We start from the raw sequence: 17,055 nt of genomic DNA on the forward strand, positions 1-17,055 counted from the left end.
CGCGGTCCGGTGGAGCGGTCGAGGGGCCCGGGTGCACACGCACCCGGGCCCCTCTGTCCGTAATCCCGTTGTGCGGCGAACCCCTGCCCGGAAAGGATCATCGCCGGACGGGACGGGGAGACGGGGAGCGGATGACGGAGCGGGACGCCGCACTCGCGGCGGCGGTACGGGCGGGCGACGCCGAGCGGGTACGCGGCCTCCTCGCAGCGGGCGCGGCCCCCTATGCGGCCGCGGAGGACGGCCTGCCGGTGCTGTGCGCGGCGGTGGCGGCCTGCGACGCGGCCGTGGTCGAAGCCTTGGTCGAGGCCGGGGCCGACCCGGACCGGCGGCTTCCCGACGGGACGACCCCGCTGCTGCGGGCGATCGGGGGCGGCTCCCCGGCGGTGTTCGAGGCCACCCTCGGCAGCGAGCCACGGCTGCGGCTCGCCCCGGAGCGGCGCGAGGAACTGCTGACGGCGGCCCGCGCCTGGTACGAGGAGGGCCCGCAGGCCCGGCTCCGCTACCTGACGGGCGACCCGGGCCCGGTGCGCACGCGGCCCGTCCCGGAGGGCGAGTACCGCACCCTCACCGAGTTCACCCTGGGCGGCCGGCGCGTCCGCGACGGCCACGGCGGGATCCTGACCGGCCTGGAATGGGCCTTCCGGATCATGACCCAGCCTGGGGAACTGGTGGCCCGCGCGGTTCGGCACGGGGACCCGGAGCACGCCGACTGGTGGGCGTCCGAGTGGATCCTGACGGAGCGGCGCAGCGCCGAGACCTGGGCGGAGGTGGTGGCCTTCCACCGGCACCCCGACCCGCTGCCCCGCCTCTTCGTCGCCGACGTGCTCAGCCTGCAGACCCTGACGGAGGGGCTCACGCAGCACGCCCGCTGGTACGCACGCGAACGTCTGACGCTGCTGGGTACCTGGGTGGAGGTGGAGGACGACGGCGTCGTCCTGGCCCGCCTGCTGCGGGCCCTGTCCGACGAGGGCTTCCCCGGAGCCGAGGCCCTCGGGCTGCGCCACGCCGGGCACGCTGACGCGCGCGTACGCCGCGAGGTGCCGAACCTGTTCGCCCGGCCCCTGACCCCGCGGACGGCCGAAGCGGTACGGGACCTGTGCCACGACCCCGACGCCGGCGTCCGGGCGGCTGCCGCCGAGGCACTGGGCGGCGAGGCCTTGTCGGCCGAGGACCGGCCGCTGCTCCTGGCCCTGCTCGAAGACGCCGACCCGCAGGTGGCGTCCCAGGCCGCCTACGCCACCGCCCGGGGCGCGGACCGTTCACCGCAGATCACCGAGGCACTGGCGCGCCTCCTAGGCGCCGACGACCAGGACGTCCGGCTCAGCGCCGCCTACGGCCTGGCCCTGCGCGACGACCCGCGCACACCGGACGCGTACGCCCGGGTCGGCCCGCTGGGCCGCACCGAGCGCGAGTGCGACAGCCGGGTGGACGGCCTGTGGCGCTGGAAGCTCAGGAACGAACCCAGCGGGTGAGGCCGTTCCAGGCGGCGGGGGCGAGGGTGAGGACGGGCCCGTCGGCGACCTTGGAGTCGCGAACGTGCACCTGCTCGGCAGGGCAGGCGGCGACCTCGACGCAGGCGCCGCCTTCATCGCCGCTGTAGCTGGACTTGAACCACTTCAGTGGGGTGCTCATGTCTCTCCTGGCAACCGGTCCAACAGACCTGTCCCTGACGAGGAAGCTGCCGCGCTGGGTTTCGGAGTAGGCGAGGTGCTGGAACTCGGGTGTCTCAAGCACGATGAAGGCACCGTTGAGGCCCGCGTGGGCGGTGAGCCCGAGGGGCAGCACCTGGATCGAGATGGCCGGGCGCTCGGCGCAGGTGCGCAGGTGCCGGACCTGCTCCCGGTAGACCTCGTCGCCGCCGATGCGGTCTTGCAGAGCCGCCTCCCAGATGACGAAGCTGAGGGTGGGCGGGACGGCTCGGTGCAGGATCTCCTGCCGCTTCATCCGGTGAGCGGTCTGCCGGGAAAGGTGGCGTGGTGCGAGTTCGACGTCGGGGTGCCCGGGACGGTCGGCGCGGGCGAGCCGTGGGGTGGGCTTTAGGCTGGACGCGACTGCTGTCGATGCTCGAAGAGGCGACTGGAACATGAGCACCTACGGATCCTTCCCCGGCTCGCGGCCCCGGCGGCTGCGCACCACCCCGGCGATGCGGCGGATGGTCGCCGAGAACCGGCTGCACCCCTCGGACCTGATCCTCCCGGCGTTCGTACGGGAAGGCATCAGCGAGCCCGTGCCGGTGGCCGCCATGCCGGGCGTGGTCCAGCACACCCGGGACACGCTGCGCAAAGCCGCCGCCGAGGCGGTGGCGGCGGGGGTCTCCGGGATCATGCTCTTCGGGGTTCCGGCCGACGAGAACAAGGACGCGCTGGGCACGGCGGGCACCGAGCCCGACGGAATCCTCCAGCTCGCGATCCGCGACGTGAAGGCCGAGGTCGGGGACGACCTGGTGATCATGTCGGACCTGTGCCTGGACGAGTACACCGACCACGGGCACTGCGGGGTCCTCGACGAGCACGGCCGGGTCGACAACGACGCCACGCTGGAGCGGTACGCGGAGATGGCGCAGGTCCAGGCCGACGCGGGCGTCCACGTGGTGGGGCCGAGCGGCATGATGGACGGCCAGGTCGGCGTGATCCGCGATGCGCTGGACGAGACCGGGCACGAGGACGTCGCCGTCCTCGCCTACACGGCCAAGTACACCTCGGCCTTCTACGGCCCCTTCCGCGAGGCCGTCGGCTCCTCCCTCCAGGGCGACCGCAAGACCTACCAGCAGGACCCGGCGAACTCCCGCGAGTCCCTGCGGGAGCTGGCCCTGGACCTGGAGGAGGGCGCCGACATGGTCATGGTCAAGCCCGCCGGCCCCTACCTCGACATCCTGTACCGGGTCGCGCAGTCCGTGGACGTGCCGGTGGCCGCCTACCAGATCAGCGGCGAGTACGCGATGGTCGAGGCGGCCGCCGAGAAGGGCTGGATCGAGCGGGAACGGGCCGTGCTGGAGACCCTGCTGGGCATCAAGCGGGCCGGCGCCGACACCATCCTCACCTACTGGGCGACCGAAGCGGCGGGCTGGCTGCGCGAAGCCCGCTGAGGCCTCCGCCGCGGCGTACGCGCCGGGACGGATCCGGGCGCGCGGGCGGGGCCGGGTTCCCCCCGGCCCCGCCCGCGCGCCCTGTTTCCTGAGCCCGAGGTGCCCTCAGCCCTTGCTGACCGCCGCGAGGATCTCCGGCAGCCTGCGCACCACCGTCGGCGCGGCCAGCCGCAGGCCCGCCCACGAGGCGAGCAGGCCCCAGCCCACGCCCAGCGGGACGAGCAGCCAGTAGGCGTCCTGGTGGTCCGCGAGGCCGAGCCACACGGTCAGCGCGATGACCGGCGCGCACAACAGCGCCGAGGCCAGCATGCCGCCGAAGATGCTGATCCAGGCCAGCCCGGCCTGGCCGGGGGCCACGTTCTTGAAGGCGCCGTCCGTCGGGATCGAGTACGGGAAGCGGGCCGAGGCGACCGCGCCCGTGCACAGCATCGATCCCAGCAGGGCCAGGGACAGGCCCAGCGCGGCGGGGAAGCCCCGCCAGTCGCCGACGAGCGCGGCCGTGACGGTCGCGACGAGGACCGTGTACGGGACCGTGACCAGGGCCAGCGCACAGGCCCGGGCGCGCAGTTCCACGTACGCGTCGCGCGGGGTCGACAGGGTCTGCGCGACCATCCAGAACGCCGAGGTGTCCTGCCCGAACTGGTTGTACATCTGGATGCCGAGCATGCCCGCGCCGAAACAGGCCAGGTAGACGGAGCCGGTGCCCTGGAGGGCGTTGAAGACCGGCACGATCATGCCGATCGCCAGCGCGGACACCCACGAAGCCTTGGTCTTCGGGTCGCGGACCGCGTAGCGCAGGGTGCGCTGCATGGCCGCCCCCGTCCGGCCGCCGGGCAGCAGCGCCCAGAAGCCGCCCGCGCCGCGGCCCTTCGCGGGCTCGGCCGCGGTGAGGGTCGAGCCGTCCGGGGTGACCATCAGCCGGGTCAGGCCGCGCTCCCAGAACCACAGGAGCCCGGCCAGCGCGGCGAGGGTCAGCAGCAGCTGCGCCGCGGCCCGGGCGTAGGCGCCCTCGCTCGCCGAGTCCACCATGCCGACGGCGGTCGCGGGCGGCAGCCACCGCAGGACCTCCTCCACCGGTTCGAGCCGGGCCAACCCGCCCGTCTCGAACAGGCGCTGACTCGCGAAGTTGGCCACCTGCGCGCCCACCGCGATCAGCAGGCCGCTCAGCAGGGCGAGGTCGCGGCCCTTGCGGCTGGTCAGCAGCCGTACGTTGGCGGTGGCCACGGCCCGGGCCAGGGCCACGCAGACCAGCAGGAGCAGCGGGACCGACAGGATTCCCGCCACCACGCCCGCGGCGTTGCGCGCGACCGCGATCACCGAGCCCACGGCGAGGCACAGCGTGAACAGCGGGCCGATGCCGACGAGCGAGGAGACGAGCAGGGCCCGGACCAGTGGCCGCGGCCGCAGCGGCAGCATCACCAGGCGGCTCGGGTCGAGCGTCTCGTCGCCGGTGGGGAAGAACAGCGGCATGAAGGCCCAGCCGAGGGCCAGGATCGCGGCCAGGACCACGACGACCGTGCCGGCGTGTGCCCGGCCGTGCAGCAGGGCCAGGCCGAGCGTCACGAGGAAGCCCACGACGAGGGCGAAGGCCAGCGACGTGACGTAGGCGGCCTTGCGCTTCGAGGAGCCCTTGAGGCCGTTGCGCAGCAGCGACAGCTTCAGCCGGACGAAGACCGGGGTGAGCGCCACCGCAGCCGTGCGGTGCGGTGCGGCGGCCGTGGCGGTGGCGTCGGCGGTGGTGGTCATGACTGCGCCGCCCCGCCCAGCCACTCCAGGGAGTCCCCGGCGGTGTCGCGCCCGTGCGCGCCGACCAGTTCGAGGAAGGCGGCCTGCAGGGAGGGCGCGCTGCCCCGTACGTCGGCCAGCGGGCCCGCGGCGCGGATCCGCCCGGCGGCCATCACGGCCACCCAGTCGCACAGCGACTCGACGAGTTCCATCACGTGGGAGGAGAAGACGACGGTGGCGCCGGACGCGGTGTAGCGTTCCAGCACTCCGCGGATGGTCTGCGCCGACACCGGGTCGACCCCCTCGAACGGCTCGTCCAGGAAGAGGACTTCGGGGTTGTGCAGGAGGGCGGCGGCCAGACCGATCTTCTTCCGCATGCCCGTCGAGTAGTCCACGACCAGCTTGTGCTGCGAGCCCGCCAGGTCGAGGACCTGGAGCAGCTGCGCGGCCCGCTTGTCGGTCTCCTCACCGGACAGGCCCCGCAGGCGGCCCATGTAGCCGAGGAGTTCGCGGCCCGAGAGCCGCTCGAAGAGCCGCAGGCCCTCCGGCAGTACGCCGATCCGGGACTTGACCGCGACCGGGTCCGCCCACACGTCATGGCCGGCGACCGTGATCCGCCCCATGTCCGGGCGCAGCAGGCCCGTCACCATCGACAGGGTCGTCGTCTTGCCCGCGCCGTTCGGCCCCACCAGGCCGATGAACCGGCCCGCGGGCAGTTCGAGATCGACGCCGGCGACGGCGACCTGCTCCCCGAAGCGCTTCCACAGGCCTTCCACCCGCACGGCGGCCGGCGCGGATCGCGCACCACCCGCATCCTGTGCCCCACCCGTCGCATCGCCCTGGTCCGGCATGCGCCCGCCTCCCGTTCACGTCCCCGTTGGTCGTTCTCTCCTCACCATAGGAGGACGGGGAAGGGCCGGGCCGTTACGTATGTCATGAACTTCCGGGCACGAACCTCACGGTCAGGCCCCGGTGCGGGCGCGGGCCGCCGCCGCCTCCCGGCCGCAGGCGTACGCGAGGGCGTCGATCAGCTCCTCGGTGTCCGGCAGCCACCGGTTCGCCGGCGTGGGGCGCCGCGCCCACTGCACCGAACCCCGGCCGCCGAAGCGGGTGGGCGGGGCGGCCACGTACTCGCCCTCGCCGCGCGCGGCCAGGTCGAGGGAGGCGGGCGACCAGCCGAGCTTGCGGACCAGGTCGGGGACCTTCGCCCCGGCGCCCGGCAGGACGAAGAACAGCATCCGGTGGTCGGGGGTGAGGGCCACCGGGCCGAGCGTGCGCTGCATCCTCTCCAGCCGCGCCAGGGCCAGGAAGCCCGCGGAGTCGGGTACGTCCAGCGCGTCGAAGGTCCGGCCGGTGGGCATCAGGATCGAGGCCTGCGGGTGCTTCGCCCACACCCGCCGGACCTGCACGGCGCTGCCGGTCGCGTGGGCGGCCCAGTCCTTCACCGCCGGGTGCGCGCCCGGCGCCGGGCAGTCCGCCGCCCCGCAGGAGCACAGCTCGCGCCCTTCGGCCACCTCCAGCCAGGTGCCGGCGAAGACGTCCCAGTGCCGTTCTTCCGCGTACCGCACGGCATGGTCCAGCAGCTGCTCGCCGCGCTGCTGGGGGACGGGTGCGGTCTCCGTGACTGCGATGGTCTCTTCCACGCCCATCACAACTCCCGGGGTCACCGGGGGTTACGGGCGTAAACCGGCCGGTGGGCGGAGCATCGATCCTGCATGCGGGGCGCATCGGTGCATGGACGGGGGCGCGTGGGAGGCCGGGGCGCGGTCGTTGGGTACCGACAAGACGCAGAGCGGAAGATTCTCCGCACATCAGGCGGGAAGTGATCATTCCAACGGATCACCCGCGGTCAGCAGGGGGTTTTCATGGCAGCCAGGCCTCTCGTCGCCCGCCAGCCGAACGAACGGCTGCAGGCGCTCATCCAGGAAGCCGGGTGCTCCAACGCCGGGCTAGCCCGGCGGGTCAACATGTGCGGGGCCGAGCACGGCCTCGACCTCCGCTACGACAAGACCTCCGTGGCCCGTTGGCTGCGCGGCCAGCAGCCGCGCGGACGGGCGCCCGGGATCATCGCCGAGGCGCTCGGGCGCAAACTCGGCCGCACCGTCACCATCGACGAGATCGGCATGGCCAACGGCAAGAACCTCGCCTCCGGGGTCGGCCTGCAGTTCTCCCCGACCGTCGTCGGCGCGATCGAGCAGGTCTGCGAGCTGTGGCGCAGCGACGTGGGCCGCCGCGACTTCCTGGCCGGTTCCAGCGTGGCCGCCTCGGCCCTGGTCGAGCCGAGCCGCGACTGGCTGATCACCGGCGCGGACGTGCAGGTGGCCCGCAGCGGCGGCTCCCGGGTCGGCATGTCCGACGTGGAAGCGGTACGGGCGACCACCCAGGCCCTGACCGGACTCGACCACCGCTTCGGCAGCGGGCACGTGCGGCCCGTGGTCGTGCACTACCTCAACTCCGTGGTGTCCGGGCTGATCGGCGGTTCCTACCGGGAACCGGTGGGCCGGGCACTGTTCGGGGCGGTGGCCCGGCTGACCGAACTCGCCGGGTACATGGCCGTGGACACCGGCCAGCCGGGACTGGCGCAGCGGTACTACATCCAGGCGCTGCGGCTGGCGCAGGCGGCCGGGGACCGGGCGTACGGGGGCTACGTGCTCGCGGCGTCGATGAGCCACCTCGCCGCGGAGCTGGGCAATCCGCGGGAGATCGCGCAGTTGGCGCGGGCCGCGCAGGAGGGCACCCGGGGGCAGGTGACCCCGCGGGTGGAGGCGATGTTCTACGCCGCCGAGGCGCGGGGCCACGCGCTGCTCGGCGACGCCCGGGCCACGGCGGTGCTGTCCTCGCGGGCGCTGACGGCGCTGGAGCGGGCGGAGCCGGAGTCGGGGGACGACCCGGTGTGGATCCGGCACTTCGACGAGGCGTACCTCGCGGACGAACTGGCGCACTGCCACCGGGACCTGGGGCAGGCGCAGGAGGCGGCGCGGCGTGCGGAGGAGGCCCTGCGGGGTCTGCCGGAGGAGAAGGCGCGGCGCCGGGCGATCGGGATGCTGCTGCTCGCGGCGGCGCAGGTCCAGCAGCGGGAGGTGGAACAGGCCTGCCGGACGGCGGCGCAGGCGGCCGATCTGCTGGAGGGGCTCCGCTCGAACCGCGGTGCGGAGTACCTGGCGGACTTCCGGGTGCGGCTGGAGCCGTACCGCGAGGAGGCGGCGGTCAGGGAGTTCGGGGCGCGGCTGGAGGCGCGGGCGGCCGCGTGAGACCGCGGACGGAATCGGGGGCGGGGCTGACGGGGGAGGCGGGTGACCGGGTAGCGTTACCCGACGGTTCCGTAGGTTCGGACAGGTCGGAGAGGGAGTCCCGGTGACGGAGAGCGGACAGGGGGGTGCCCCCCAGTCGGGTGCGTCGTGGGGTCCGGACCCGGCCTACCCGGGACAGCCGGAGCCGGAGTCCGGCCACCCGGGCGGGCAGCAGCCGGGACAGCAGGGGCAGGCGCCCGCGTACGGGTACCCGGCGCAGGGCGGGCCCGCGTACGGCTACCCGCAGACCCAGCCTGCGCCCGGGCCCGCGCCTGCGCCCGGGCAGGGGCCCGGGCATGTGGTGGGGCCCGGGTACGAGGGCCCCGGGCAGCCGCACGGCTACGGGTACCCGCCGCTGCCGGAGGCCGTCACCCAGTACATCCCGCCCGTTCCGGCGGCTCCGGGGCATGGTGAGGCGGCGACGCAGTACATTCCGCCGGTTCCGGCGGCTCCGGGGCATGGTGAGGCGGCGACGCAGTACATACCGCCCGTTCCGGCGGCTCCCGGCCACGGGGAGGCGGCGACGCAGTACATCCCGCCGGTGCCGGCGGCTCCGGGGCACGGTGAGGCGGCGACGCAGTACATCCCGCCGGTTCCGGCGGCCCCGGGGCATGGTGAGGCGGCGACGCAGTACATACCGCCCGTTCCGGCGGCTCCGGGGCACGGGGAGGCGGCAACGCAGTACATCCCGCCGGTGCCTGCGGCTCCCGGCCACGGGGAGGCGGCGACGCAGTACATTCCGCCGGTGCCGGCCGCCGAGTTCGACGGGCTGTTCCGCGACAGCAGCGGTGACGGTGTCGCCGGGCACACCCAGCAGTTGCCGCCGGTCCAGGAGCCGGTGCTGCGCCGGCCGCCTCGGCCCCGCCCGCCGCGCGGCCCGGCCCCCGTACCGCCGCCGCCGCAGCACCAGCAGCAGCGCCCGTACCCGCAGCAGCAGGCCCAGCAGTACCCGCCGCCGCAGCAGTACGCGCCCCCGCCCGCCCCGCCGGAGGGCCCGCGCAGGGTCTCGCCCGCCATCATCGTGGCGGTCGTCGTCGGCCTGATCGTCGTCGGACTCGGCGTCGGCTCGCTGCTCGGCGGCGGCAAGCCGCAGAACAACGACCCGGGCGCGGTGTCCTCCGCCCCCAGCGCCAGCGGCTCCGCGGCGGCCGGGGAGGCCCCCGTCGACCCGGCCCGCCCGCAGGCCGTGCAGCTCGACAAGCTCCTCGCGGACAGCAACGACAGCCGGGCCTCGGTGATCAAGGCCGTGGAGGACATCAAGAGCTGCAAGAACCTCGACCAGGCGGCCGGCGACCTGCGGGACGCCGCCCGCCAGCGCGAGGAGCTCGTCACCCGGCTCCAGGAGCTGAAGGTGGACAAGCTGCCCGACCACGCGAAGCTCTCCGCGTCCCTCACGAAGGCGTGGAAGTCCTCGGCGAACGCCGACAACAGCTACGCGGCGTGGGCCGAGGACGCGAAGGACGAGAAGAACTGCAAGGACGGCAAAGCCAAGTCCACCGACAACGCCTCCGCCGGCAACAAGGCGAGCGGCGAGGCCACGAAGGCCAAGGAGTCGGCGGCGGCGCTGTGGAACTCGATCGCCGCCAAGTACGGCCTCACCAAGCGGGACAAGACCCAGCTGTGACCGGCGGGGCCGGCGGGGGTCAGGCGGCGCGCGGGGCCTGCTCCAGGGCGGGCGTCATGTCCAGCGGCTGCTCGCCCGGCTGCGCCACGAGCCGGCCGGCCTGCACGATCTGGAAGGTGACCCGGCCGTTGACGATGCGGGGGAAGCCGGCCACGGCGCGCATGTCCTGGTAGCGCCAGCTCAGGTCGGGGGTCAGGCCGCCGGTGGTGACCGACTCCGACTGGTTGAGCATGCGGCCGACCTTGCGGGCGGTGACCTCCTCGCCCGGCTTGAAGCGCTTCACGATCTCGCCGAGGACGGTGTAGCCGATCCAGGTGGTCTGCGCCCCGCTGTCGTCGGGGTCGACGCTGTCGTCGCCGAAGGCGTGCTCGGAGATCACCTTCCGCATCGGCTCCCACAGCGGATCGCCGGACACCGGGTACCAACTGGTCAGGTACGCGCCTTCGAACGGGCTCTCCCGGCCTCCGGTGCGGTCGACCAGGGACTGGCTGACGCTGCCCAGGACCGAGGAGATCTGCGGGGTCCGCTGCTGGGCGTCCAGGCGGCGGAAGGCGTCGAAGAAGGTCTCGGTGCGCTCGCCGAGCACGGCCGTCACGCAGCCGCGCCCCTTGTCCTTGTCCTTGTCCTTCTCCTTGCCGTCCTTGCCGTCGTTGGCGTCCTTGCCGCCCGAGGTGGTGGCAAGGGCCTCGCGGGCCTGCGGGGTGAAGTCCGCGGAGTCCTCGGCGGCCCGGATGTCGCTGGCCTCGGCGACCTTGTTGGCCTTCAGCCCGGCATTGAGCAGCACCGGCAGCGAATCGCCCGCAAGGGTGTCGGGACGGACCAGGGCCACCTGGCTGCACGCCTTCCCCAGTTGGTGCCCGGCGCCGGCGAGGAGCACGGGCTGGCCGCCGTTGACCGGGTAGGACAGCGTCGACTGGAACTCCTCGGGGGAGACCCCGTACCCGCCGATGAAGGGGATGCCCTCGGCTTCCAGCGGGGCCATGAAGGCGCGTCCGTGCTGGCTGTAGGAGCCGACGACGGCGACGGCCTTCGCGGCTGTCGCCTTGCGCGCGCAGTCGGCGGCGCCCGTCGGGGTGTTCTTCTCGTTGCAGGTCAGCACGCGCAGCCTGTGGCCGTTGATGCCGCCCTTGGAGTTGACCCACCGCTCGTACGCCCTGGCCATGCCCGGCATGCCCGGCATGTTGGTGGCTCCCGTGTCCTCCGGGGCGAAGGTCATCACGGTGACGGTGCCCGCGGAACCGTCGGAGCCGCCGGGCACCACCCCGCATCCGGCGACGAGACAGGCACCCACTGCCGTGGCCACCAGGGTGCGGGAGAAGGAGGCTGCGCGGCGCGACATGGTCATGTCCATGCACCATTCCGCTCCGGAGGTAACTCAGGAGTGAGACGGGCACAACATCGGGTGACGCCCAGGTGAATTGCGGGAGCACCGCCGGATGCGGGCGCCTCAAGATCGCTGCCGACGGGAACGTACGATCGCGAGCGTGACATTCGCCCAAGGTTCGAAGAACTCTTCCCGTCGCGGTGGCCGCTCCTCCACCATGGGCGGCATGCCCCTCAACGACATGCCGTGGTGGCGCTGGCGCAGCAACGTGCGCTCGGCGCTGCACATGCTCTCCGATCCGGTCTTCCACGAGGACACCTGGCTGGCCGGGGCCGAAGGGTACGGCGACGTCACCGACGCCGTGTACCGGCTCGTCGAGGACACCTGGCTCGACAGCTGGTCGGCCGAGAAGTACGTCGGCACGGTCCTGCGCGATGCGCAGGAGGCGGCCCTGGTGGACCTCGCCGTGCTCCGGGTGCTGCGGATCCTGCATCAGGTCGGGCCGGACGCCCCCGTCTCCGCCTACCTGGAGCACCACGCCTGGCCCGAGGCGGTACGGGCGGCACGCGAGGCGCACGTACGGCTGGCGACGGCCGACGGGGAGGACCCGGACGCGCGGCCGCGCTCGCTGGAAGTCCTGAGGATCCTGACGCGCACGGTGTGAAAGGCTGTGCGGTCATGAGCGACGACCCACAGCCCCAGTCCCAGTACGTCCTGACCATGTCCTGCCCCGACAAGCAGGGCATCGTGCACGCCGTGTCGAGCTACCTCTTCATGACCGGCTGCAACATCGAGGACAGCCAGCAGTTCGGAGACCGGGAGACCGGCCTGTTCTTCATGCGGGTGCACTTCGAGGCCGAGCCCGCGGTGACCCTGGAGAAGCTGCGAGCGAGCTTCGCCGCGATCGGCGAATCGTTCAGGATGGACTGGCAGATCCACCGCTCCGAGGAGCGCATGCGGATCGTCCTGATGGTGTCGAAGTTCGGCCACTGCCTCAACGACCTGCTGTTCCGCACGAGCATCGGGGCCCTGCCGGTCGAGATCGCGGCGGTGGTCTCCAACCACACCGACTTCGCCGAGCTCGTCGGCTCGTACGACATCCCCTTCGTGCACATCCCGGTGACCAAGGACACGAAGGCGGCGGCGGAGAACGAGCTGCTCGAACTCGTACGCACCGAGAACGTCGAGCTGGTGGTCCTGGCGCGGTACATGCAGGTGCTGTCCGACAACCTGTGCCAGGCGCTGAGCGGGCGGATCATCAACATCCACCACTCGTTCCTGCCGAGCTTCAAGGGTGCGAAGCCGTACCACCAGGCGCACGCGCGCGGGGTGAAGCTGATCGGTGCGACCGCGCACTACGTCACGGCGGACCTCGACGAGGGCCCGATCATCGAGCAGGAGGTCGAGCGGGTCGGCCACGAGGTGACCCCGGACCAGCTGGTGGCGGTCGGGCGGGACGTGGAGTGCCAGGCGCTGGCGCGGGCCGTGAAGTGGCACAGCGAGCACCGGGTGCTGCTGAACGGGTCGCGGACGGTCGTCTTCGCCTGATCCCCTGCGGGGTTGCTGCGCGGGGGCCGGGTGCGGAGCCGTTGCACGGGGCTCCGCCCCGGACCCCGCGCCTCGGTCGCCGGCGGGGCGGAGGCTGTGCGTCGGGGGTCAGAGGCGGCTGAGGGAGGCTGCCGCGAACAGGACGTCGCGGATGGCCTCGCGGTCGCCGTGCTGGCCGACCGCGGCTTCCTCGGGGGCGATGTGACCCGCGGCGAGCTGGCAGAACTCGACGCCGTCCAGGGCGATCTCCGCGACCGTGCGGTCCGGTGAGGGCTTCGCCCCGGGTGAGTCCAGGGCGATGTCCCAGCCGCCGCCGCCCGCGCCCTCGATCTCCAGGTGCAGGGTCCGTCCCGGTGCGCCGGCCGCGACCAGGCCGCGGGCCGGGGCCGCCAGGCCCGCACGGCGGCGCTGGGCCAGCGCACTCGGCAGCAGCCGGGCCGCCAGGTCGATCATCCCGTGCAGATGGGGGCCGGACGGCGCCTCGTACGGGTAGTCCACCGCCTCCGCGATGTCCCCCGCGTGGACCCAGCACTCGAAGGCCCGCTCCAGCAGGGCGTCCCCGAGCGGCAGCGCGAAGTTGCCGTAGTCCACCGCCAGTTCCGCGACGCCGCGTCCGGCGAAGGACACCGTCCGGACCAGGGTGTGGCCCTGTTCCCGCCAGGGTGTGCGGACCTGCCGGGTCGGAGGGTACGCCGAGGCGTTCCAGTAGTGCTCGGTGCGTACGGACGGGCCGCCGGGCGGTGCGTCGGAACCCAGCGGGTCGTCGAGGCCGAGCGCGGTGGCGACCAGGCCGTCCACCGTCATCAGGTGCCCGATCACCCCCGCCACGGTGGTGCGGCGGGACCGGCGCTGCTCCTCCTCGAACCACTTCAGGCGCACCGGGGTGTGCCACTCCGAGTCCCCGAAGTCCTGGAGCAGCGCGTCGAGCCGTGCCGTCTCGGTGTCGTACGGGTTCGCCCACACCGGAACCGGGATGCGGGCCGGCCGCTTGCCCAGGCAGTCCTCCAACACCCGGGAGCGCAACAGCGGCTTGAGGTCGAGGGTCTCCTCCGGGTGCAGCAGGCCGACCGCGTCGCGCAGCCGCAGCGCCTCCTCGGCGCAGGGTGCGCATTCGGTGAGGTGGTCCTCCACCGCCTGCGTCTCCTCGGCGGAGCACGCTGCCAGCGCCCACGCGCCGAGCAGCGACTTCAGCACGGCGTGCGTGGGCGGCGGTGCGGGCACGGCCGCGGGTTCGGGGTCCGGCAGGAGCCGGGGCGCGCGCTGCGGGTCCAGGTCGTCGGCGGCTCCGCGCGGGCCCGGTATCCGGGGCCGGCCGCCGGGACGTTCGTATCCGTCGTCGGGCGACTGGGCGGGGCCGTTCATCGGGGCGTTCCGTATTCGCGAGGGCCGTGTCCGGGCCGGGAGGCGTCCTCCTGCGGGAGGGCGTTGGCGGTCGACAGGAGCTGGAGTCCGAGCCGCAGCCGGCGGCGTGCCTCGTCCTCGCTGATCTGGAGGTCGGCGGCGGCCTGGCGGTAGTCGCGCCGCTTGAAGTAGGCCAGTTCGAGCGCGGCGCGCAGCGGCGCGGGCATGGAGGTGACGATGTAGTCCGCGCGGGCGGCGGCGTTGGCGCTGCGCACCTTCTGCTCCAGTTCCTCGCGCGAGCCCCGGCCCAGCTCCGCCTGGCGCAGCCGGGCCACGGCCTGGCCCTGGGTGATCCGGGCGACCCAGGAGCGCAGGGAGCCCTGCTTGGGGTCGTAGGCGTCCGGGTTCTCCCAGATGTAGCCGAAGACTTCACGGGTGATCCGGTCCGCGGCCTTCTCGTCTCCCAGCACCCGGTGCGCCAGGCTGTGCACCAGCGAGGCGAAGCGGTCGTACAGCTCCCCGAGCGCGGCGGCCTCGCCGCGGGCGAGCCGCTGCTGCATGCGGCGGTCCCAGCGCGGTGGTACGTCCTTCGGCATCAGTGCCCCCAGCCGTGTGTCGACACGACGAATGTAACGGGCACATGGGGCAGCGCGCCTGTTTTGGGCGAAGCCCGTCCCCGGAGAGTGCCCTCCGTGGTACGAGCCTTCCTCGCCGTGCCCGGCCGCAACCGCGCGGCTGGAGGCGGCACATGGGTACTGGTGTGCGCGCCCCGCCGCGCTTCCCGTGCGCGGGTTCGATGCGGCCGCCTCTGTGACCGCTTCGCTTAACGTGCAGGCCACGGAGGACGTACGCTCCTGCCTTGTCTTGAAACCGAACCCACCGCACATGTGAAGGCGGAACGCCGCATATGGACAGCGCAGAGTACGAGCGCAAGATCGCCGCCCGGTTCGCCACCTTCGACCAGGACGGCTCCGGCTACATCGACCGGGAGGACTTCAGCATCGCGGCGAAGGCGGTGCTGGCCGAATTCGGCACCGCGGCCCGGTCGGACCGCGGCCAGGCCGTCTTCGCGGGCGCCGAGGCCTTCTGGCAGGGCATGGCCGGGATCGCCGACGTCGACGGCGACCAGCGGGTGTCCCGCGAGGAGTTCATCACCGGCGCGGCCAAGCGGCTGCGCGACAGCCCGGACCGGTTCGCGGAGATCGCGCGGCCCTTCCTGCGGGCCGTGATCGCGGTGGCGGACGAGGACGGCGCCGGGGCGACGCCGCCGGCTGCCGCCCGGGTGCTGCGGGTGCTGGGCACCGCCCCCGAGGTGGCCACCCGGGTGGCGGCCGCCCTGGACACCGACGGCGACGGCCGGATCTCCGAGGAGGAGATCCTGGCGGCCTTCGCGGGCTACTGCGGGGTGGAGGCCCCGGACGCGTAGCGCCGCCGTCCGCTGTGCCCCCTGCGGGGGGCCGCGGGTCCGTGCCGCGCCGTGAGCCCTGCCGGGAGGGCCTGCGGGGTCATCCGGCGGGGGCGGCGTAGCGTTCGCGGAGCCGGTACTTCAGGACCTTGCGCAGGGCCTCGTTGCGGGGCAGGGACTCCAGGAGCTCCAGCTGCTCCGGGAGCTTGTGCGTGGCCAGGCCTTGGGTGCGCAGGTACGCGGTCACCTGGGGCAGGGTCAGCGGGGCGGCCCCGGGGGGCTGTTCGACGACCGCGCAGACGCGTTCGCCGCGGTCGGGGTCGGGCAGGCCGATGACGGCCGCGTCGGCGACCCCGGGCAGCTGGTGGAGCAGGTCCTCGACCTCCTTCGCCGAGATGTTCTCGCCCTTGCGGATGATCACGTCCTTGCTGCGGCCGGTGAGGACCAGGTAGCCGTCCCCGGTCAGGTGGCCCAGGTCGCCGGTGACGAGGTAGCCGTCGGCGTCGAAGGCCTCGGTGGCCTCGTCCCGGTTCAGGTAGCCCTGGCAGACGGCCTCGCCGCGCAGCCGTACCTCGCCGTCGGCGCCGGCCGGCAGCTCGGACCCGTCGGGTCCCGTGATGCGGATCGACATGGAGGCCGGGGGGCGGCCCTCGGTGGTGGCGAGGTGCTCGGCGGTGTCGTCGGGGGCGCCCATCGTGATCATCGGGACCTCGGTCATGCCGTAGCCGTGGGTCAGCTGGCAGCCCAGCTCGCGGACGACGGCGTGGTAGATCTCGGGCGGTTTGGGGGCTCCGCCGCCCGCCAGGAGGCGCAGGCTCGGGACGACGGGCACGCCCGGGTCCTTGCGCTGCTCGGCCAGGAACATGGAGTAGAAGGCCGTGGAGCCGCCGGCGACGGTGACCTGGTGGCGGCGGTATCCGTCCAGCGCGTCCGGCATCGCGAACTTCTCGAAGAGGACCGCCGGGAATCCGTACAGGAGCAGCATCACGAGGTAGTCGGGGCCGCCTATGTGCGCGTACGGGAAGGCGATCGAGCCGACGTCGGCCGGGGTCGGGTGCAGGGCGTGGGCGAGGCAGGAGCCGCCGGCGATCAGTGAGCGGTCGGTGTGCAGGACGCCCTTGGGGTCGGAGGTCGTGCCGGAGGTCCAGTAGATCCAGCGGACGTCGGTGCCGTTGCCGGGGGGCGGGGGCAGAACGGCGGGGTCGCCTTCGGGGAGGTCGGCGTACGCCTGGAGGATGCCGCGCGCGCCGAGCCGGCGGGCCATCGCGGTGTGGTCGTGGCCGCGCCAGACGCCGGGGACGGCGAAGAACTCGGCCGCGGACTCGCGCAGCGCGAAGCCGACCTCGCGGTCCCGGTAGAAGGGGATCACGGGGGACTGGACGGCGCCGATGCGGGCGAGAGCGAGCGACAGCAGCACCGTCTCGATGCGGGTGGGGAGCTGCCAGGCCACGACCGTGCCGGGGCGTACGCCCGCGCCGTGGAGGCCGGCGGCGACGCGTTCGGCGCGGTCGTGCAGCTCCCCGAAGGACAGGCGGCGGTCGTTGGCGGGGTCCTCGGCGGCCTCGACGAGGACGGTGGCGTCCGGGGTCAGTGCGGCGCGGCGGGCGACCAGCTCCCACAGGGTCGCGGACCGGCCCAGTTCTGTGGCGGTGTCCGTCATGTCCGTCATCCCGGACCTCCCGTTCATCCCGGACCTCCCGTTGAGCGCAGTAG

General features: G+C 73.5%; 15 protein-coding genes. 7 read left to right on the forward strand and 8 right to left on the reverse strand.

Annotated features, from left to right (window positions below):
• The first annotated feature begins 131 nt into the window (after window positions 1-131).
• On the forward strand, window positions 132-1,472 hold the full coding sequence (locus tag ACLJTM_RS28760) for a HEAT repeat domain-containing protein (RefSeq protein ID WP_411106671.1): 1,341 nt from the start codon (window positions 132-134) through the stop codon (window positions 1,470-1,472).
• Here the strand turns inward: ACLJTM_RS28760 and ACLJTM_RS28765 are convergent.
• Window positions 1,450-2,085, reverse strand: a complete 636-nt coding sequence (locus ACLJTM_RS28765; RefSeq protein ID WP_411106944.1) for a DUF397 domain-containing protein — start codon at window positions 2,083-2,085, stop codon at window positions 1,450-1,452. The genes ACLJTM_RS28760 and ACLJTM_RS28765 overlap by 23 nt on opposite strands.
• Between ACLJTM_RS28765 and hemB the strand changes: the two genes are divergently transcribed.
• On the forward strand, window positions 2,084-3,085 hold the full coding sequence (gene hemB / locus ACLJTM_RS28770; protein ID WP_411106672.1) for a porphobilinogen synthase: 1,002 nt from the start codon (window positions 2,084-2,086) through the stop codon (window positions 3,083-3,085). The two genes, ACLJTM_RS28765 and hemB, sit on opposite strands and share 2 nt — an antisense overlap.
• A 105-nt stretch (window positions 3,086-3,190) precedes the next feature.
• Here hemB and ACLJTM_RS28775 read toward each other — a convergent pair whose 3' ends face one another.
• From ACLJTM_RS28775 to ACLJTM_RS28785, 3 genes are all read right to left on the reverse strand, one after another.
• Complete coding sequence (locus tag ACLJTM_RS28775) at window positions 3,191-4,831, reverse strand: transporter (RefSeq protein ID WP_411106673.1); 1,641 nt, start codon at window positions 4,829-4,831, stop codon at window positions 3,191-3,193.
• The gene (locus ACLJTM_RS28780) at window positions 4,828-5,661 is read right to left on the reverse strand and encodes an ABC transporter ATP-binding protein (protein WP_411106674.1); all 834 of its coding nucleotides are present in this window, start codon (window positions 5,659-5,661) and stop codon (window positions 4,828-4,830) included. The genes ACLJTM_RS28775 and ACLJTM_RS28780 overlap by 4 nt, the downstream gene beginning before the upstream one ends.
• A gap of 111 nt (window positions 5,662-5,772) precedes the next feature.
• Complete coding sequence (locus ACLJTM_RS28785) at window positions 5,773-6,453, reverse strand: bifunctional DNA primase/polymerase (RefSeq protein ID WP_411106675.1); 681 nt, start codon at window positions 6,451-6,453, stop codon at window positions 5,773-5,775.
• A gap of 222 nt (window positions 6,454-6,675) precedes the next feature.
• Between ACLJTM_RS28785 and ACLJTM_RS28790 the strand changes: the two genes are divergently transcribed.
• Window positions 6,676-8,061, forward strand: coding sequence for a transcriptional regulator (locus ACLJTM_RS28790; RefSeq protein WP_411106676.1), 1,386 nt, complete (start codon window positions 6,676-6,678; stop codon window positions 8,059-8,061).
• Between the two features lie 784 nt (window positions 8,062-8,845).
• A complete protein-coding gene (locus ACLJTM_RS28795; RefSeq protein ID WP_411106677.1) occupies window positions 8,846-9,724 on the forward strand; it encodes a hypothetical protein in 879 nt (292 codons plus the stop codon).
• A 19-nt stretch (window positions 9,725-9,743) separates the two neighbouring features.
• Here the strand turns inward: ACLJTM_RS28795 and ACLJTM_RS28800 are convergent, their stop codons facing one another.
• A complete protein-coding gene (locus tag ACLJTM_RS28800) occupies window positions 9,744-11,069 on the reverse strand; it encodes an ABC transporter substrate-binding protein (RefSeq protein WP_411106678.1) in 1,326 nt (441 codons plus the stop codon).
• 91 nt (window positions 11,070-11,160) lie between these two features.
• Here ACLJTM_RS28800 and ACLJTM_RS28805 point away from each other — a divergent pair, with 91 nt between their 5' ends.
• The gene (locus tag ACLJTM_RS28805) at window positions 11,161-11,712 is read left to right on the forward strand and encodes an SCO4402 family protein (RefSeq protein ID WP_411106679.1); all 552 of its coding nucleotides are present in this window, start codon (window positions 11,161-11,163) and stop codon (window positions 11,710-11,712) included.
• Between the two features lie 14 nt (window positions 11,713-11,726).
• On the forward strand, window positions 11,727-12,596 hold the full coding sequence (gene purU, locus ACLJTM_RS28810; RefSeq protein ID WP_411106680.1) for a formyltetrahydrofolate deformylase: 870 nt from the start codon (window positions 11,727-11,729) through the stop codon (window positions 12,594-12,596).
• A gap of 108 nt (window positions 12,597-12,704) precedes the next feature.
• Here purU and ACLJTM_RS28815 read toward each other — a convergent pair whose 3' ends face one another.
• Window positions 12,705-13,958: a zf-HC2 domain-containing protein gene (locus tag ACLJTM_RS28815; protein WP_411106681.1), complete on the reverse strand. Its 1,254-nt coding sequence runs from the start codon at window positions 13,956-13,958 to the stop codon at window positions 12,705-12,707.
• A complete protein-coding gene (locus ACLJTM_RS28820; protein WP_411106682.1) occupies window positions 13,955-14,533 on the reverse strand; it encodes a sigma-70 family RNA polymerase sigma factor in 579 nt (192 codons plus the stop codon). Before ACLJTM_RS28820 ends, ACLJTM_RS28815 begins: the two co-directional genes overlap by 4 nt.
• A 311-nt stretch (window positions 14,534-14,844) precedes the next feature.
• Between ACLJTM_RS28820 and ACLJTM_RS28825 the strand changes: the two genes are divergently transcribed.
• On the forward strand, window positions 14,845-15,363 hold the full coding sequence (locus tag ACLJTM_RS28825; protein ID WP_411106683.1) for an EF-hand domain-containing protein: 519 nt from the start codon (window positions 14,845-14,847) through the stop codon (window positions 15,361-15,363).
• 79 nt (window positions 15,364-15,442) lie between these two features.
• Here the strand turns inward: ACLJTM_RS28825 and ACLJTM_RS28830 are convergent, their stop codons facing one another.
• Window positions 15,443-17,002: a class I adenylate-forming enzyme family protein gene (locus tag ACLJTM_RS28830; RefSeq protein WP_411106945.1), complete on the reverse strand. Its 1,560-nt coding sequence runs from the start codon at window positions 17,000-17,002 to the stop codon at window positions 15,443-15,445.
• Window positions 17,003-17,055 lie beyond the last annotated feature (53 nt).

It is taken from the genome of Streptomyces sp. cmx-4-9 (assembly GCF_046548835.1).
GTDB lineage: Bacteria > Actinomycetota > Actinomycetes > Streptomycetales > Streptomycetaceae > Streptomyces.

Excerpts from the sequence above, each read along its gene's own strand:
- ACLJTM_RS28760 (WP_411106671.1), top strand. The coding sequence starts at position 132 with ATGACGGAGCGGGACGCCGCACTCGCGGCGGCGGTACGGGCGGGCGAC.
- hemB (WP_411106672.1), top strand. The coding sequence starts at position 2,084 with ATGAGCACCTACGGATCCTTCCCCGGCTCGCGGCCCCGGCGGCTGCGC.
- ACLJTM_RS28765 (WP_411106944.1), bottom strand. The coding sequence starts at position 2,085 with ATGTTCCAGTCGCCTCTTCGAGCATCGACAGCAGTCGCGTCCAGCCTA.
- ACLJTM_RS28775 (WP_411106673.1), bottom strand. The coding sequence starts at position 4,831 with ATGACCACCACCGCCGACGCCACCGCCACGGCCGCCGCACCGCACCGC.
- ACLJTM_RS28780 (WP_411106674.1), bottom strand. The coding sequence starts at position 5,661 with ATGCCGGACCAGGGCGATGCGACGGGTGGGGCACAGGATGCGGGTGGT.
- ACLJTM_RS28790 (WP_411106676.1), top strand. The coding sequence starts at position 6,676 with ATGGCAGCCAGGCCTCTCGTCGCCCGCCAGCCGAACGAACGGCTGCAG.
- ACLJTM_RS28800 (WP_411106678.1), bottom strand. The coding sequence starts at position 11,069 with ATGACCATGTCGCGCCGCGCAGCCTCCTTCTCCCGCACCCTGGTGGCC.
- ACLJTM_RS28805 (WP_411106679.1), top strand. The coding sequence starts at position 11,161 with ATGCGGGCGCCTCAAGATCGCTGCCGACGGGAACGTACGATCGCGAGC.
- purU (WP_411106680.1), top strand. The coding sequence starts at position 11,727 with ATGAGCGACGACCCACAGCCCCAGTCCCAGTACGTCCTGACCATGTCC.
- ACLJTM_RS28815 (WP_411106681.1), bottom strand. The coding sequence starts at position 13,958 with ATGAACGGCCCCGCCCAGTCGCCCGACGACGGATACGAACGTCCCGGC.
- ACLJTM_RS28820 (WP_411106682.1), bottom strand. The coding sequence starts at position 14,533 with ATGCCGAAGGACGTACCACCGCGCTGGGACCGCCGCATGCAGCAGCGG.
- ACLJTM_RS28825 (WP_411106683.1), top strand. The coding sequence starts at position 14,845 with ATGGACAGCGCAGAGTACGAGCGCAAGATCGCCGCCCGGTTCGCCACC.
- ACLJTM_RS28830 (WP_411106945.1), bottom strand. The coding sequence starts at position 17,002 with ATGACGGACACCGCCACAGAACTGGGCCGGTCCGCGACCCTGTGGGAG.